At 68.1% G+C, this 17004-nt stretch carries 13 protein-coding genes and 1 tRNA gene; 10 read left to right on the forward strand and 4 right to left on the reverse strand.

Annotated elements, in window-relative coordinates; genetic code table 11:
- Positions 1-103: 103 nt before the first annotated feature.
- The 4 genes from GH266_RS15625 to GH266_RS15640 form a co-directional block, all read right to left on the reverse strand.
- Entirely contained in the window at positions 104-1789 is a 1686-nt protein-coding gene (locus tag GH266_RS15625) for an NTP transferase domain-containing protein (protein WP_158194653.1), read from the reverse strand.
- Positions 1786-2514: an XdhC family protein gene (locus tag GH266_RS15630; RefSeq protein WP_158194654.1), complete on the reverse strand. Its 729-nt coding sequence runs from the start codon at positions 2512-2514 to the stop codon at positions 1786-1788. Before GH266_RS15630 ends, GH266_RS15625 begins: the two co-directional genes overlap by 4 nt.
- Positions 2515-2604: 90 nt before the next feature.
- Positions 2605-2949: an XdhC family protein gene (locus GH266_RS15635; protein WP_158194655.1), complete on the reverse strand. Its 345-nt coding sequence runs from the start codon at positions 2947-2949 to the stop codon at positions 2605-2607.
- A 467-nt stretch (positions 2950-3416) separates the two neighbouring features.
- Complete coding sequence (locus GH266_RS15640; protein ID WP_158194656.1) at positions 3417-5030, reverse strand: phosphoenolpyruvate carboxykinase; 1614 nt, start codon at positions 5028-5030, stop codon at positions 3417-3419.
- Positions 5031-5612: 582 nt separating this feature from the next.
- Between GH266_RS15640 and GH266_RS15645 the strand changes: the two genes are divergently transcribed.
- From GH266_RS15645 to GH266_RS15690, 10 genes are all read left to right on the forward strand, one after another.
- Positions 5613-7016 (forward strand): MATE family efflux transporter, encoded by a 1404-nt coding sequence (locus tag GH266_RS15645; RefSeq protein ID WP_158194657.1) that lies wholly within the window; start codon positions 5613-5615, stop codon positions 7014-7016.
- A 108-nt stretch (positions 7017-7124) separates the two neighbouring features.
- Positions 7125-7823, forward strand: coding sequence for a response regulator transcription factor (locus tag GH266_RS15650; RefSeq protein WP_067223449.1), 699 nt, complete (start codon positions 7125-7127; stop codon positions 7821-7823).
- Between the two features lie 106 nt (positions 7824-7929).
- Positions 7930-9771, forward strand: a complete 1842-nt coding sequence (locus GH266_RS15655) for a sensor histidine kinase (protein WP_158194658.1) — start codon at positions 7930-7932, stop codon at positions 9769-9771.
- The gene (locus GH266_RS15660; protein ID WP_158194659.1) at positions 9768-10229 is read left to right on the forward strand and encodes an HPr kinase/phosphorylase; all 462 of its coding nucleotides are present in this window, start codon (positions 9768-9770) and stop codon (positions 10227-10229) included. The genes GH266_RS15655 and GH266_RS15660 overlap by 4 nt, the downstream gene beginning before the upstream one ends.
- A 310-nt stretch (positions 10230-10539) precedes the next feature.
- Entirely contained in the window at positions 10540-10944 is a 405-nt protein-coding gene (locus GH266_RS15665) for a PTS sugar transporter subunit IIA (protein ID WP_158194660.1), read from the forward strand.
- 4 nt (positions 10945-10948) lie between these two features.
- Positions 10949-11242, forward strand: a complete 294-nt coding sequence (locus GH266_RS15670; protein WP_158194661.1) for an HPr family phosphocarrier protein — start codon at positions 10949-10951, stop codon at positions 11240-11242.
- Between the two features lie 434 nt (positions 11243-11676).
- The gene (locus tag GH266_RS15675; RefSeq protein ID WP_158194662.1) at positions 11677-12165 is read left to right on the forward strand and encodes a helix-turn-helix domain-containing protein; all 489 of its coding nucleotides are present in this window, start codon (positions 11677-11679) and stop codon (positions 12163-12165) included.
- 6 nt (positions 12166-12171) lie between these two features.
- Positions 12172-12279 (forward strand) — tRNA-OTHER (locus GH266_RS15680).
- Between the two features lie 482 nt (positions 12280-12761).
- The gene (gene ahcY, locus GH266_RS15685) at positions 12762-14159 is read left to right on the forward strand and encodes an adenosylhomocysteinase (RefSeq protein WP_158194663.1); all 1398 of its coding nucleotides are present in this window, start codon (positions 12762-12764) and stop codon (positions 14157-14159) included.
- A 365-nt stretch (positions 14160-14524) separates the two neighbouring features.
- Positions 14525-16996, forward strand: a complete 2472-nt coding sequence (locus tag GH266_RS15690; protein ID WP_209001466.1) for a PAS domain-containing sensor histidine kinase — start codon at positions 14525-14527, stop codon at positions 16994-16996.
- The last annotated feature ends 8 nt before the right edge of the window (positions 16997-17004 follow it).

Genomic DNA, 17004 nt, shown 5'->3' on the forward strand with positions numbered 1-17004 from the left:
CCTGACGGGCAGCCGCGTCCGCCCCGCGCTCGGCAGTATCTGCGAGCGCGGAACGGTCCTATTACTGTCCATTGCGGAGAAAACGTCAATCCTTCGAAGTTTTTCAGTTCGATGACGGTGCCGGCGATGGGGGCCGCGAAGGCGCCTCGCCGAAGTCCGCCCCGGCCGCCGACAGCGCCTCGCGCGTGTCGAGATCGAGGCGCGCGGCCTCGCCGATCTCAACCTCGCGCATGGCCGAGGCGTTCTGCCCGATCAGGTGGCGGGCGCCCGTGTCGCCCTCCAGCCGCGCCAGCGCGTCGAAATGGCTGCGGTCCCACAGCACCGGGTTGCCCCGCTTGCCATGGGTGGTGGCGAGCACCAGCGTGACGCCCGCGTCCGGCCGGTAGGCCTCGATCAGCCGGTCGAGAACGGGGCCGTCGATGCCCGGCATGTCGGCAAGCAGGATCATCGCGGCATCCGCGTCCGCCCCCAGCGCCTTGACGCCGGTGCGGATCGAGCCGGCCATGCCGTCCGCATAGTCGGGATTGTGCACCAGCACGACGTCGAGCCCGGCCAGCGCGGCGGCGACGTCCTTCGCCATGTGGCCGGTCACCACGGTCAGCCGGGACAGCCCGCTCGCCAGCGCGGCTTTGGCCGCGATGCGCACCAGCGGCTCGCCGTCGATCCGCGCCAGCAGCTTGTTGACGCCGCCCGCCCGCCGCGACTGGCCGGCGGCGAGCAGGATGCCCTCGATCCGCCGCCCGCGCGGTGCCGCCTGCGGCGCGTCCTGTCTCGTCTCCTGTGCGGTTTCGCGCGCTGCCTCGCGCGGCTGCGGCCGCGTGCCGATCTCCATCAACAGGCCCCCGACTCCCATGCCGGTGATCTCATGGGGAGTGACGGGCAGGTCCGCCATCAGCCGGTCCAGCACCCAGTCGAAGCCGTTTTCCTTGGGGCTGCGGGCGCAGCCCGGTGCGCCGAGCACCGGCACTCCGCCGACCTCGCCGACGAGCAGCAGATTGCCCGGATCGACCGGCATGCCGAAATGCGTGACCGTGCCGCCGGCCTGCCGGATCGCGGACGGGATGACGTCGTCCCGGTCGACGATGGCCGAGGCGCCGAAGACCAGGACCAGTTCCGCTCCGTCCGCGATCAGCGCGGCGATGGCCGCCGCCGTCTCGCCGGCCGCATGGGCAACGCGGATCTCGCGGGCAAGCTGCGACCCGTAGACGGCAAGGCGGCTTTCGGTGATGCGGCGGGTCTTGTCGAGGGTGGCGGGCTTGAGATGGGCAAGCTGCGTTGCGACCAGCCCGACGGGGCGGGCACGGAACGGGGCGACGCGCACGGCGCCGCGCACCGCCTCGCAGGCGGCCTCCACATCGGCGCGCGGCGCGGCGAAGGGAATGATCTTGGCGGTCGCCACCATGCGGCCGCGGGTGACGCGGGCGAAGGCGGGCAGGGTCGCCAGCGTGATCGCCGGATCGATGCGGTTGGTCCGGTCGACCGCGTCCTTGTCGACCACCAGCAACCCGTCGGCATCGGCATGGAAGTTGACCCGGCCGGTGAAGGGCGGCTCCAGCGTCATGCCGCCACCGGAGGCGGCCTCGGCAATGCGGCGCGCCGCCTCGTCCTCGTGGCAATCGTCCGGGCCGAGCCGGGCGGCAACGACCTCCGCGATGCCCGCATCCGCGATCCGTGCGATGTCGCCGGCGGTGAGCCGGCGGCCCTTCTTCAGCGCGCCGTCGGCAAGCCGCAGCGTATGGGCGAGCAGGGCGCCTTCCGCGTCTTTCGTGGCGAGCGGGCCGAACTTCACGGCCGGCCTCCCTCTCCCTTGAGTCCCTCTTCCTTGGGGTCGGGGCTCTTGCGAAGCGCGGCGATGATGTTGGCGAGCACCGCAACGGCGATCTCGGCCGGCGAGGCGGCGCCGATATCGGCGCCGATCGGCGCGTCGATGCTGTCGAAGGCGTCCGGTGTCACGCCGGCTTCCAGCAGCCGCTCGCGGCGCTTGCCATGGGTCTTGCGGCTGCCGAGCGCGCCGACATAGAAGCACCCGGCCGCCAGCGCGGCGGCAAGCGGCACGTCGTCGATCTTCGGGTCGTGGGTGAGCGCGGCGAGCGCGGTGTAGGGATCGAGCGAGAGCTGCTCCAGCACGTCGGCCGGCCACTCGGCGAGCAGCGTGCCGTCCGGAAACCGCTCGGGCGTCGCAAAGGCGGTGCGCGGGTCGACGACGGTCACGTCGAAGCCGGCGATCTGCGCCATCGGCACCAAGGCCTGGCTGATATGGACGGCGCCGATCAGCACGATGCGCGGCGGCGGCACGCTGACGGTCAGGAAGGCCTGGCCGCCGCCTGCAAGCTCGACCAGCCCGGACTTGCCGGACCTCAGCCTTGCGCGCAACTCCGCCGCCAGCGGATCGGCATCCGTGATGTCGCCTGGGGCAACGAGGCGCTGGGCGCCGCTGCCGGTCTCGGTGACGAGGATCGCGGGCTTGCGGCCGCTGCGGGCGGCGTTGAAGCGGGCGAGGAGCTGAAGGTCCATGGGAAGCGGTCCTGAAAATCGGGGCGGCGCCGGCATGCGGCGGCGTGAGGCAGGCGAGACGGGCTGCAGAGGCGGCCCGGCCGCGCAGGATCAGGCGGAGCGGGCGACCGGCTCCACATAGACGCGGATGCGCCCGCCGCAGGACAGGCCGACGCGCCAGGCGGTCTCGTCGGCGACGCCGAATTCCAGCATGGTCGGCTTGCCGGTCTCGATCACCTCGGCGGCCTCGGCCACGACCGCGCCCTCGACGCAGCCGCCCGACACCGAGCCCTCGAAATTTCCCTCCGCATCGATGACGAGATGCGCGCCGACCGGGCGCGGCGCCGAGCCCCAGGTCTCGACAACGGTGGCAAGGGCGACACGGCGCCCGTCGCGGCTCCAGCTTTCGGCCAGAACCAGCGGATCGATCTCCGTCCGGATTGCATCCTGTTGCATGTCCGTCTCCTTCGTTGCCCCGAATATAGGCTCACCCCGGCGCCCTGCACAGGCGTCCCGTCGCTGGCCTTTGGTCGGAAGGGGGATGGGAGAGGCGGAAGAGGCGGCAGGTTGGGCGGGAGGAGCGGCGGAAACGAGACGCCGATGCGCCCCTCTCGCTCGGCTGTCGTCCCGGTTTCGGCAAAGCCGAAGACCGGGAACCAGTAACCACGGCGGTCGCGACCCTTGCCGTCGCGCGCCACCGGAAGGCCGGGGGCTGCTGCCGTCGCATACCCACCCGCCCCGGCGGATACTGGATACCTGCCTTCGCAGGTATGACAGCCGTGGAGTTGGGTGAAGGCCTTCCCGCCTGGCCAAGGCCCGCCCCAAACGACAAAGGGCGCCGCAAGCCTGCGGCGCCCTTCAGTCGGTCAGCGGTGCGGCACGGAGTTATCCGGCCGCGCCCCAAAATCCAGTCCGCTGCGGCGTTATTCGGCCGCGGCGCGGAAGGACGGGGCGGCGGCGAGGATGGCGCCGTCCACATGGCTTTCGAACTTGGCGAAGTTGGTGACGAACATGTCCACCAGCTTGGCGGCCTGCGCGTCGTAGGCGTCCTTGTCGGCCCAGGTCGAGCGCGGGTCGAGGATCGCCGCGTCGACGCCCGGAACCTCGACCGGAACGGCGAAGCCGAAATTCGCGTCCGTGCGGCAGGCGACATCGCGCAGCGAACCGTCGAGCGCGGCGGCGAGCAGCGTGCGGGTGGCGCGGATCGGCATGCGGTTGCCGGTGCCGTAGGCCCCGCCCGTCCAGCCGGTGTTGACCAGCCAGCAGTCGACCTCATGGGCGGCGATCAGCGAGCGCAGCAGGTTGCCGTATTCGGACGGATGACGCGACATGAACGGTGCGCCGAAGCAGGTGGAGAACGTCGCCTGCGGCTCCGTCACGCCCTTCTCGGTGCCGGCGACCTTCGCCGTGTAGCCCGACAGGAAGTGATACATCGCCTGGGCCGGGGTCAGCCGGGCGATGGGAGGCAGCACGCCGAAGGCATCGGCCGTCAGCATGATGATGTTCTTGGGGTGCGGCGCGCGGCCCGTCGGGCTGGCATTGGAGATGAAGTCGATCGGATAGGCGCAGCGGGTGTTCTCGGTCTTCGAGCCGTCGTCGAAGTCGGGAACGCGGGTCTGCGGATCGAGCACGACGTTCTCCAGCACGGTGCCGAAGCGCTGGGTCGTGGCGTAGATCTCCGGCTCCGCCTCGGCCGACAGCTTGATCGTCTTGGCGTAGCAGCCGCCCTCGAAATTGAAGATGCCGTCCGGGCCCCAGCCGTGCTCGTCGTCGCCGACCAGCGTGCGGGTCGGGTCGGCCGACAGGGTGGTCTTGCCGGTGCCGGACAGGCCGAAGAAGACGGCCGTGTCGCCCTCGTCGCCGACATTGGCCGAGCAGTGCATCGGCATCACCCGGCTGGCCGGCAGCAGGAAGTTCAGCATCGAGAAGACGGACTTCTTCATCTCGCCGGCATAGGAGGTGCCGCCGATCAGGACGATGCGGTTGGTGAAGTCGCAGGCGATGACCGTCTCGGTGCGGCAGCCGTGGCGCGCGGGATCGGCGCGGAAGCTCGGCAGGTCGATGATCGTCATTTCGGGCGCGAAATCGGCCAGCTCGGACGGCTCGGGACGGATCAGCAGGTTGCGGATGAACAGGGAGTGCCAGGCGTATTCGGTGAAGACGCGCACCTTGATGCGGTGGGCCGGATCGGCGCCGCCATGCAGGTCCTGCGCGTAGAGCGACATGCCCTTGGCATGGGCGACCATGTCGGCATGGAGCACGGCGAACTGCTCGGGGCTGATGGAATTGGAATTGTCCCACCACACGGTGTCGCGGGTGGTGTCGTCGACGACGATGAACTTGTCCTTCGGCGAGCGGCCCGTGTGAACGCCGGTGTCGGCGACGAGCGCACCGCCGTCGGCGACGACGGCCTCCTCGCGGCGCAGCGCATGCTCATAGAGCGCCGGTGCCGTGAGGTTGCGATGAAGTCCGCCGAGCTCCTTCAAGCCGCACATGCCAGCGTCTTTCGAAGAAAGCTCTACGCCCTGATCCGCCATGTTTCCGAGATCCCTGTATCGTGTTTGGTTCGCCGGTCCTTGCTGGACCGCTGAGACTGCCGGATGCCGCGATGTTCGTCCTGTCGCGATTTCGCAATATGAGTCCGGTAGCGTGTGAACTGCCGGCGGCCCTGGTGCCGGCGCACGGAACGGCCGTCGACCCCGTGTCGGGTCCGGCCCTGCTGTCTTTTTCGCTTTTGGCAGAGCGAACCTAGTGGATGGCCCCCAAATCAACAAGCGCAACGAAGGTGGCAGCCCTGGGGTTAAATCGATTTAATTCACCGTTTCTGCAGTTATAATTATTTTTTAACGAAAAATAATACGTGTTCCGCCGCGCCGCCCGGTGGAATACTCGTTTCATATCAGTTCATTCGTGGATCATCCGTTCGGAATCGCACGAAGCTGCCCCAAAAACCGGCCCAAAAACCGGCCCAAAAACCGGCCCGCGGCACGGAACCGCGGTGCCGGAGTCGCTGCGGCTGACCGGCCCGCCGGTTTCGGCTATGGTCGGGCTCCATTGCCCGGTGCGATGCGCTGTCCGCGTCCGCCGCCCGCCCCGTTTCCTTCATCCGTCAGGCCGAGATGTCGACACTTCGCAGTACCTCTCCCGCTTCCGCGGGACATCATTTTCGCGCCACCGTGGCGCTGGCGCTGCCGATCATCGTCTCGCGCGCGGCGCTGGTGATCATGTTCACCGTCGACACGGTGATGGTGGGCCGGGCGAGTGCCGCCGACCTTGCCTATTTCGGCCTCGGCGTCGCGCCGCAGCTGACCTTGATGATGGTCGCCGTCGGCGCGCTGCAGGCGACCGCCGTGTTGGCCTCGCAGGCGCTGGGCGCGGGCGATGGTCCGCGCGCCGGGGCGGTGCTGCGCGCCTCGCTCGCCCATGCGCTGGCGCTGGGCCTCATCTGTCTGTTCCTGTCGATGCTGGCCGAGCCGTTCTTCCTGGCGACCGGGCAGGACCCGGACCTTGCGGGCGGGGCTGCGCGCGTGTCGCATGCCTTCGGCGTCGGCATGCCGGGCATCCTGCTCTTCGTCGCCTGCAACCTGTTTATGGAGGCGACGGGCCGGCCGAAGACCGGCATGGCGATCATGCTCGCCGCCAACCTCGTCAACGTGCCGCTGAACGCCGTCTTCGGCTATGGCTGGGGCGGCCTGGTGGAGGCCGGCGGGGCGGAAGGCATCATGCTGGCCAGCACCATCGCCCGCACGCTGGCCGGCCTGACCATCCTGACCATCCTGGCGCTGCAGGCCAGGCGCGACGACACGTTCCGCATCCTGCCGCGCCGCAGCGCCGGGGCGGCCGCGCTCGGCCTGTGGACGGATCCGGACGCGCGCCAGCTGCGCCGGCTCGGCCTGCCGATGGGCCTTGCCCAGGGCGTGGAAAGCGCCGCCTTCGCCACCGTCGTGATGATGGCCGGCTGGCTCGGCACGGCGCAGCTCGCCGCCTACCAGACGACGATGAGCCTCGTGACGCTGACCTTCATGATGGCCATCGGCACCGGCGGGGCGACGGCGATCCGGGTGGGCCGGGCCTTCGGCGAGGGCGACATGGCCAATGTCGGGCGCGCCGGCTGGACGGGCATCGCGCTCGGCGCGGTGTGGCCGCTGCCCGTGGCGCTGCTGTTCCTGGTCTCGCCGGAAACCGCGGCGCGGGCGGTGACCTCCGACCCGCGCACGGTCGAGGCGGCCGCGCAGGCGCTGTTCATCGCCGGCTTCATGCTGTCCATCGACGCGGCGATGGCGGTGACCATCGGCGCGCTGCGCGGCCTTGGCGACGTATGGTGGCCGACCCTGTGGCAGATCGGGGCGTTCTGGCTGATCGCCATTCCGGTCGCCTATGTGATGGCGATCGTGCTGGCGGTCGGCGCGGGCGGGCTGATCGGCGGGCTGATCGCCGGCATCCTCGTCTCCTTTGCCGGCCTGTCGTGGCGCTTCGCCCGCCAGAGCGCGATGCGGCGCCTGTCGCCGGTGGTTCCGCTGTAGCGGTTGGCGATTGGCTCCGGCCATCGCCATAATTTATGCGCATTTGCACCCGCAAGGCTGATAAACCAAGACGAGCGAACAAGAAGAACGGGTTCAGGGCTTTCGACCATGCCGACGATCGCACTCGTAGACGACGACCGTAACATCCTGACCTCGGTCTCCATTGCACTGGAGAGCGAAGGATACAGGGTCCATACCTATACGGATGGCTCCTCGGCCCTCGACCGGCTGATCACCGATCCGCCGGATCTTGCCATCTTCGATATCAAGATGCCGCGGATGGACGGCATGGAGCTGCTGCGCCGGCTGCGCCAGAAGTCGGACCTGCCGGTGATCTTCCTGACCAGCAAGGACGACGAGATCGACGAGCTGTTCGGCCTGAAGATGGGCGCCGACGACTTCATCCGCAAACCGTTCTCGCAGCGCCTGCTGGTGGAGCGCGTCAAGGCGGTGCTGCGCCGCGTGCAGCCGCGCGACCCGGCGACGAGCAAGCAGGAAAGCGACAAGCTGCTGGAGCGCGGCGACCTGATCATGGACCAGGAGCGCCACACCTCCATGTGGAAGGGCCAGCCGGTGACGCTGACGGTCACCGAATTCCTGATCCTGTATGCGCTCGCCCATCGCCCGGGCGTGGTCAAGAGCCGCAACGCCTTGATGGATGCGGCCTATGACGACCAGGTCTATGTGGACGACCGCACCATCGATAGCCATATCAAGCGGCTGCGGAAGAAGTTCAAGCTGGTCGACGACAGCTTCGACATGATCGAGACGCTGTACGGCGTCGGCTACCGCTTCCGCGAGGGCTGACGGCAGCGCCGCGCCCGCGCCATCCTGCCGGCCCAGACGGGAGGGCAGGACGGGCGGTTGCGCATGCCTGCAAGGCGTGGCCGGAAACTCCGGCCGGGAAAGATGGATGGCGATTGAGGTGGACACGAGCGGGCGGCCCGAACGTGAGGCCGACCGGCGGCCGTCTCCTCCGGCCGAGGCCGGGGGCGCACCGTCGGCTGCCCGCGGTTCCTCGGGCCAGCGGCGATACCGCCGGCGCATCCTGTCGCGCATCGCCGGCTCGATCTCGCCCTATCTCACCTCCTCGCTGACCCGCCGCATCCTGGTGCTGAACCTTGCCGGCCTGTGCGCGCTGGTCGGCGGCATTCTCTATCTCAACCAGTTCCGCGCCGGGCTGATCGACGCCCGCGTCCAGAGCCTTCTGACCCAGGGCGAGATCATCGCCGGCGCCATCGCCGCCTCGGCGACGGTGGAGACCGACGGGCTGATGGTCGATCCCGAACAGCTGCTGCAGCTGCAGGCGGGCGAGAGCGTCTCGCCGACCGACGGCTCGCGGCTGACCGACTTTCCGATCAACCCGGAGCGCGTCGCCCCGGTGCTGCGCCGGCTGATCTCGCCGACCCGCACAAGGGCGCGGATCTACGATCCCGAAGGCATCCTGATCCTCGATTCCCGGCATCTTTATGCGCGCGGCCAGATCCTGCGCTTCGACCTGCCGCCGCCGACCACCGAGGAACCCGGCCTGTGGGACCAGATCTGGGCCGACGTGAAACTGTGGTTCCGCCGCGGCGACCTGCCGCTCTACGAGGAGATCGGCGCGGGCAACGGCCGGGCCTATCCGGAAGTGGAGGCAGCGCTCGCCGGCTCGCCCGCCAGCGTCGTGCGCGTGTCCTCGCGCGGCGAGCTGATCGTCTCGGTGGCGGTGCCGGTGCAGCGCTTCCGCGCCGTGCTGGGCTCGCTGCTGCTGTCGACGCAGGGCGGCGACATCGACGCCATCGTGCGGGCCGAGCGCATCGGCATCGTGCGCGTGTTCCTGGTCGCCGCGACGGTGACCATGGTGCTGTCGATCCTGCTGGCCGGCACCATCGCCGGCCCGGTGCGGCGGCTGGCGGCGGCGGCCGAACGGGTGCGCCGGGGCATCAAGTCGCGCGAGGAGATCCCGCAATTCTCGGAGCGGCGCGACGAGATCGGCCACCTGGCGAGCGCGCTGCGCGACATGACCAACGCGCTCTACAACCGCATGGACGCGATCGAGACCTTCGCCGCGGACGTGGCGCACGAGCTGAAGAACCCGCTGACCTCGCTGCGCAGCGCGGTCGAGACGCTGCCGCTGGCCAAGCAGCCCCAGGCGCGCGAGCGGCTGATGGAGGTGATCCAGCACGACGTGCGCCGGCTCGACCGGCTGATCACCGACATTTCCGACGCCTCGCGGCTGGATGCGGAACTCGCCCGCGCCGATGCCGAGCCCATCGACATCTCGACGCTGCTGCTGGGCGTGTGCGATCTGGCCAACGAGCGGGCGGCGGCGGGCGAGGCGCGCGTCGAGGTGCACATCAATTCCTCGCGCCGCGACCATCCCTACCGGGTGCTCGGCCATGACAGCCGCCTCGGCCAGGTGGTCAACAACCTGATCGACAATGCCCGCTCCTTCTCGCCCCCCGGCGGCACGGTGCGGGTAACGGCGAACCGCACCGCCGACATGGTCGAGATCATGGTGGATGACGACGGGCCGGGTGTGCGCCCGGAGCTGCGCGAGCGCATCTTCGAGCGCTTCTACACCGACCGGCCGGAATCCGAAGGCTTCGGCAACAATTCCGGCCTCGGCCTGTCGATCTCGCGCCAGATCGTCGAGGCCCATCGCGGCACCATCTCGGTCGCCAACCGCGAGACCACCGACGCCAAGACCGGCGAGACCCGCATCGAGGGCGCCCGCTTCACCGTTCGCCTGCCGGCCGAGAGCCGGGGATGAGCGGCGGCGACACGGTCCATGCCTCCTGCATCCTGGTCGGCAGCGCCGGCATCCTGATCCGCGGCCGCTCGGGCGCGGGCAAGTCGCGCCTCGGCGAGCGGATCCTCAGCGAGGCGCGCCTGCGCGGGTTGCTGGCGCTGGCGGTCGCCGACGACCGGGTGGCGCTTGCCGCCCGCTCGGGCCGGCTGGTCGCGAGCTGTCCGCCGCAGCTTTCCGGCCTGTGGGAGCGCCGCGGCGAGGGGATCGTGCAGGTTGCGGCCGAGCCGCGCGCGGTGGTGCGGCTGGTCGTCGACCTGGTGCCCGAGGGCGAGCTGGAGCGCATGCCGGAGCCCGGCGCCATGCGGGTGCAGCTGTGCGGGGTCGAGATTGCGCGCCTTGCCGTGCCGTGCGGGCGCGAGGGCGCCGCGGCGCTCGACGTGCTGGCCGTGCTGGCGGGCAGGGCATCCGGCGCGGCCTGATCGGCGGCTTTGCGCTGCGCCTGCTGCCGGATGTCGCAGGCGCCCTTGCGAAAAAGCCGGGGGCCGGGTCCGATTTCTCTTGCGCTGCAGCGTCACCTTGCCGACATTGGGCGCCCGGCATCGAACGACCGGGGGCGGGGAGCGTTCCGTCGCGTGCGGCCCTCGGGCCGCAGCGGTGCAACACCGCAAGGGGCTAAGGTATCGGCACCGGTCGTTGGGCCGGCGGATACCGGCAGGAACGCCCGTTGCGGCATGCGCCATGCCGGCCGCCGAAGGCGGACCGGACGGACGGACAAACGACGGACAGGGCATGATCGGTCTCGTACTTGTTACGCACGGACGATTGGCGGAAGAATTCAAGTCGGCGCTGGAGCATGTCGTCGGCCCGCAGGAGCGGGTGGAGACGATCTGCATCGGCCCGGACGACGACATGGAGCAGCGCCGGCAGGACATCCTGACGGCCGTGGAGAGCGTCAACGACGGCTCCGGCGTGGTGCTGCTGACGGACATGTTCGGCGGCACCCCGTCGAACCTTGCCATCTCCGTGATGGACGGCACCAGCATCGAGGTGATCGCCGGCGTCAACCTGCCCATGCTGATCAAGCTGGCCAGCGTGCGCGGCGAAAGCGCCATCGCCGAGGCGGTGGACGAGGCCCGCAAGGCCGGCCAGAAATACATCTCCGTTGCCAGCCAGGTTCTGTCGGGCCAGGGGTGACGGGATGATGGACCAGATGCAAGCGGCCGGGCTGACCCGCGACCTGAAGATCGTCAACCGTCGCGGACTGCATGCCCGGGCCTCGGCCAAGCTGGTGAAGCTGGTCGAGACCTTCGACGCCGAGGTCGTGGTGATGAAGGACGGCCAGTCGGTCGGCGGCAACTCCATCATGGGCCTGATGATGCTGGCGGCCAGCCCCGGCTGCTCGATCCGCGTCTCCGTCACCGGCGCGGAAGCGGAAGGCGCGCTCGCCGCCATCGCCGAGCTGGTTGAAAACGGCTTCGGCGAGACCGACTGACGCGCCGATAGCTCGGCTGTCAGCGCTGCAGACGCCTCGCGATGTCTGGGTGTCCATCGCGGATTTTTTTGCCTCAATGCGACAGACCGGACCTTACACTACGTGCGGAAGCATGAGCTGCCTGCTTGTGAAAGAAAGGACGGTCGGTCTCTGCACGGCAAGCGATTTATTTTTCAGAGGACCGGGTGAACCGTGGGACAGGCCCCGATATGTCCTGTGAGTTTGCATCGTTCGTTCTAATCCTGCTCGTCCTAAATAGCTATGCGTCCTGCTTTGGGTGAGCCTAGAGGCACCCGCCCGGCGAACCTGTGTTCAGGGGGCGGGTGAACCTTAGTTCGTGGTCGGGTGTACCCATGTGCACCCCATATACCCTTGAAAGCCCTGAAAAATAGGGCAATATGACTTCCATCAAATCGATCGCGAGGCGTCCTCAAATGTCAATCACGGGCGAAAAAGGTAAGGCAGATGTCCAAACCCTAAAGACGAACGAGAAGAAGTGGACCAAGGCAGTGATGGCGGCGGGGTGGAACGTCATCCCCAACATCATCATCGAGAAGCAGGAGGCCCTCGGGCTCGATGCGATTGACATGAATATCGTGGTTCATCTCTCTCATTATTGGTGGCATCCGGAAAACCTGCCTCATCCGTCCGTTGCCACCATCGCTAAGGCGATCGGTGTAAAGTCGCGTACTGTGCAAAAGCACATCAAGAGGCTCGAGGATGCAGGTCTAGTGAAGCGCAAGGAACGCCGGCACACAAAGACCGGGAGCGCGACCAACCTCTACGACTTGAGTGGTCTGATCAAAGCGGCAAAGCCTTTTGCCGAAGAAAAAGTGAAAGAGATTGAGGACGCTAAGGCTGCCAAAGAAGCACGTCTTGCGAGGAAGAGGCCCCGTCTCGTGGTTCATAACGAAGAGAAGTAGCAGTTTCGCGGCGTAGCTCAGTTGGAAAGAGCACCTTGCTTTCGACGCGCATTTGGATGTCACAGTCACAATGTACGGGCAAGGAGGTCGCGGGTTCAAGTCCCGCCGCCGCGCACACCAGCGCTAGGGATGATGCGCCTTTATCGCTTCCTTAACACCAAGTCGCCGTCTTCGCGTTTCTACTCTTTAAGAGCCTTGCTGTCCCGCAGGTGGCCCCGCGCGAACGGCGGCACAGCATGCCCTTCGATTCTTGCCCTTGCGGATGGTGCCTGTATCTGGAATGAAAGGGACATAAAGAAATCTTTATATCCTTATTGCTTTGTATCGATTTCCGGCCTATAAACCGGGTCATCCGCCGGGTGCCCGCATCCGGCGCAAACCGTTATCCGCGCCGGACGGAGCCGCAAGGCCCGCACCCGGCGCCAGACATGACCGTAGAGGGTCGGTCCGGGGCGACCCCAGGGCATCCCCGGACATGGGCCCGGACACGGGCGATGCCGGACACCGCCGGCGGCCCTTTCGCGAAATTCCTGTCCCGGATGTCTGTTCCGGGCAGGCAGATGCTGTTCCAAACGAAAAGCGAGCGGACGATACGCATGACCACCGCAACCGATTACTACGTCAAGGATCTCTCCCAGGCCGACTACGGCCGCAAGGAGATCGACATCGCCGAGACCGAGATGCCGGGCCTGATGGCCTGCCGCGAGGAGTTCGGCGAGAAGAAGCCGCTCAAGGGCGCGCGCATCGCCGGCTCGCTGCACATGACCATCCAGACCGCCGTGCTGATCGAGACGCTGGTCGCGCTCGGCGCCGAGGTCCGCTGGGCGTCGTGCAACATCTTCTCGACCCAGGACCATGCCGCTGCCGCCATCGCCGCCGCCGGCATCCCGGTCTTTGCCGAGAAGGGCGAGACCCTCGAGGAATATTGGGATTATTGCGACCGCATCTTCTTCTTCCCGGAAGGCACGGCCAACATGATCCTCGATGATGGCGGCGACGCCACCATGTACATCCTGCTCGGCGCCCGCGCCGAGGCCGGCGAGGACGTGCTCTCCAATCCGGGTTCGGAGGAGGAGAAGGTCCTCTTCGCCCAGATCCGCAAGCGCATGGCCGCCAGCCCCGGCTGGTTCACCAAGCAGCGCGACGAGATCCGCGGCGTCTCCGAAGAGACGACGACGGGCGTCAACCGCCTGTACCAGCTGAAGGCCAAGGGCCTGCTGCCGTTCCCGGCGATCAACGTCAACGACAGCGTCACCAAGTCGAAGTTCGACAACAAGTACGGCTGCAAGGAGAGCCTCGTCGACGGCATCCGTCGCGGCACCGACGTGATGATGGCCGGCAAGACCGCCGTCGTCTGCGGCTACGGCGACGTCGGCAAGGGCTCGGCCGCCAGCCTTCGCGGCGCCGGCGCCCGCGTCAAGGTGACCGAGGTCGACCCGATCTGCGCCCTGCAGGCCGCCATGGACGGCTTCGAGGTCGTCACCCTGGAGACGGCCGCCCCGACCGCCGACATCGTGATCACCACCACCGGCAACAAGGACGTGGTGACCATCGAGCACATGCGGTCGCTGAAGGACATGGCGATCGTCGGCAACATCGGCCACTTCGACAACGAGATCCAGGTCGAGGCGCTGCGCAACTTCAAGTGGACCAACATCAAGCCGCAGGTCGACATGATCGAGTTCCCGGGCGGCAACCGGATGATCCTGCTGTCGGAAGGCCGCCTGCTGAACCTCGGCAACGCCACCGGTCACCCGAGCTTCGTGATGTCGGCCAGCTTCACCAACCAGGTGCTGGCGCAGATCGAGCTGTGGACCCGTCCGGACGCCTACGACAAGGACGTCTACGTCCTGCCGAAGCATCTCGACGAGCGCGTCGCCCGTCTGCACCTGGCCAAGCTCGGCGTCGAGCTGACCGAGCTGTCGCCGGCGCAGGCCGACTATATCGGCGTGAAGACCACCGGCCCGTACAAGCCGGAACACTACCGCTACTGATCGGTCCCGCCGGTCCCCGGCGCATCCGGCAGGCATGGGTCCTGCCGGAGAGCCGCGGAAAACGGCGCCGGAACGATCCGCCGGCGATCCCTGAACGATCCTCGAACGGGGGCTGTGGATGACACGGCCCCCGTTTACTTTTCGGTAACCGACACTTCTTCGCGATTCGCGTTTGCGTTATGGTCTTTGCGAATCAGGCGGGTCGTGAGGCAGAACTGCCTAAAGGTCCGCACATTGCGGGCGGGCCCGATGCGGCAGCCTGAGGCGGGTGCCTAGATGCGGGTGCCTCGACAGGGCGACAGGGGAACGAGCGGATGCCGGCGGACGGCTGGGAACATGGGCGCGACCGCGCCGCATGGCGGAGAGTGAGTCGCAAGGCTCGGCTGGGTCTGTCGACCGCGCCGCTGGCCTGGGCCGCCTCCACCGGCCTGTGCCTTGCCCAGGATGCCGCAGCAAACGCCCATCCGCTGTTTTCCGGTTCCTTCACGCCCGAAAAGGTCGTCTGGATCGCCGCCGTCGGCGGTGCCGTGACCTTCGCCGTGACGGCCGCCGTCACCCTCATCCGCAACATGCGCGCAAGCTCCGGCACGCTGAACACCGCGACCGAGACCAGCGCCCGGCTGGCCGCGCGGCTCGACCGGCTGGAGAGCCTCGTCGCCTCCGACGACCAGCGCATCGTCATGTGGCAGCCCGGCGAGGACGAGCCCTTCGTCGCCGGCATGCTGGAGGAAAGCTCCGGCGTGCCGCGCTCGCCCGCCCGGATGCTGGCCTTCGGCACCTGGCTGGATGCGCGCACGGCCAGCGCCCTGGAACAGGCGGTAGACCGGCTGCGCCAGCATGGCGAAGCCTTCCGCATGACGCTGCCGACCCGCACCGGCGGCATGGTCGAGATCTGCGGCCGGGTGACCGCCAGCGCGCCGGTGCTGCGCCTGCGCGACCTCACCGGCGAGCGCAAGTCGCAGGCGCTGACGGCCGAGCGCAACAGCGCCATGACCCGCGAACTGCAGACCCTGCGCGCGCTGCTCGACGGCGTGCCCTCGCCCGCCTGGCTGCGCGACGAGAGCGGCGCGCTGGTCTGGGTCAACGCCGCCTATGCGCGGGCGGTGGAAACCGACAGCGGCAAGGCGGCGATCGAGGCCAGGGTCGAGTTCCTCGACGCCAAGGGCCGTGGCCAGATGGAGCGCGGCCGCGACGAGGCCGGCCAGTCGCGCGCCCGCCTGCCGGCGGTGGCGGCCGGTGCCCGGCGCATCTTCGACGTCACCCAGATCGCGGTGGAGTCCGGCTCCGGCGGCATCGCCATCGATGTCAGCGAGCTGGAAAACGTGCGCCAGGAACTGGGCCGCACCATCGACTTCCACGCCCGCACGCTCGACCAGCTGGCGACCGCCGTGACGATCTTCGGCGCCGACCGGCGGCTGCAGTTCTACAATGCCGCCTTCCGCTCCCTGTGGGATCTCGATGCGAGCTTCCTGGAAAGCAACCCGACGGATGCGGCCCTGCTCGATGCCCTGCGCGCCGCGCGCAAGCTGCCCGAGCAGGCGGACTATCGCGGCTGGCGCAACAAGCTGCTGGAAACCTACACCTCGCTGGATGCGCGCGAATTCTGGTGGCACCTGCCGGACGGACGGACGCTGCGCGTCATCGCCAACCCGCATCCGCAGGGCGGCGTCACCTATATCTACGAGAACGTCACCGAGCGGCTGGACCTGGAAAGCCGCTACAACTCGCTGATCCGCGTCCAGGGCGAGACGCTGGACAACCTGTCCGAGGCGGTGGCGGTGTTCGGCTCCGACGGGCGTCTGCGCCTTTGGAACCCGGCCTTCGAGAGCATGTGGGACCTTTCCGACGACCGGCTCGGCGACAGTCCGCACATCACCCGCGTCGTCGACATGGAGATGCTGGAGCCGGAAGAGACGGCGATCTGGCGTCAGCTGGTGACGGCGGTGACCAGCCTTGCCGACAACCGCGAGCCGGTGTCCGGGCGGCTGGAGCGCGAGAGCGGCGAGGCGATCGACTACGCCACCGTGCCGCTGCCCGACGGCGGCACGCTGGTGACCTTCGTCAACGTGACGGATTCGGTGAATGTCGAGCGCGCGCTGCTCGACAAGAACGAGGCGCTCGAACAGGCCGACCAGCTCAAGAACGCCTTCATCCAGCACGTCTCCTACGAGCTGCGCTCGCCGCTGACCAACATCATCGGCTTCGCCCAGCTGCTGTCCGATCCGAAATTCGGGCCGCTGACCGACAAGCAGGGGGAGTATGTCGACTACATCCTCTCCTCCTCCTCGGCGCTGCTGGCGATCATCAACGACATTCTCGACCTCGCCACCATCGATGCCGGCATCATGGAGCTCGACATTTCCTCCGTGGATGTGGCGAGGACCGTGCAGGCGGCGGTGGAAGGGCTGAAGGACCGGCTCTCCGACAGCGGCATCGCGCTGAAGCTGACCGTCGCCGACGATGTCGGCGTGATCCAGGCCGATGAGCGACGCCTGCGCCAGGTGCTGTTCAACCTGATCTCCAACGCGCTGCGCTTCTCCGATGTCGGCGGCACCATCGATGTCGGCTGCCTGCGCACCTCGGATGCCATCGAGTTCCATGTGCGCGACCACGGCTGCGGCATCCCCGAGGACATGCTCGACCAGGTCTTCGCCCGCTTCGTCGGCCGCGATGCCGGCCAGCGCCGCCGCGGCGCCGGGCTTGGTCTTTCCATCGTCAAGAGCTTCGTCGAGCTGCATGGCGGCACGGTCTCCATCGAGTCGGAAGAGGGGGTCGGCACATATGTCGTCTGCCGATTTCCCTTCGCACCCGACGCCCTCCAGCACGCCGCCGAGTGATCGGCTCC

The sequence above is a fragment of the Stappia indica genome (assembly GCF_009789575.1).
Taxonomy (GTDB): Bacteria; Pseudomonadota; Alphaproteobacteria; order Rhizobiales; family Stappiaceae; genus Stappia; species Stappia indica_A.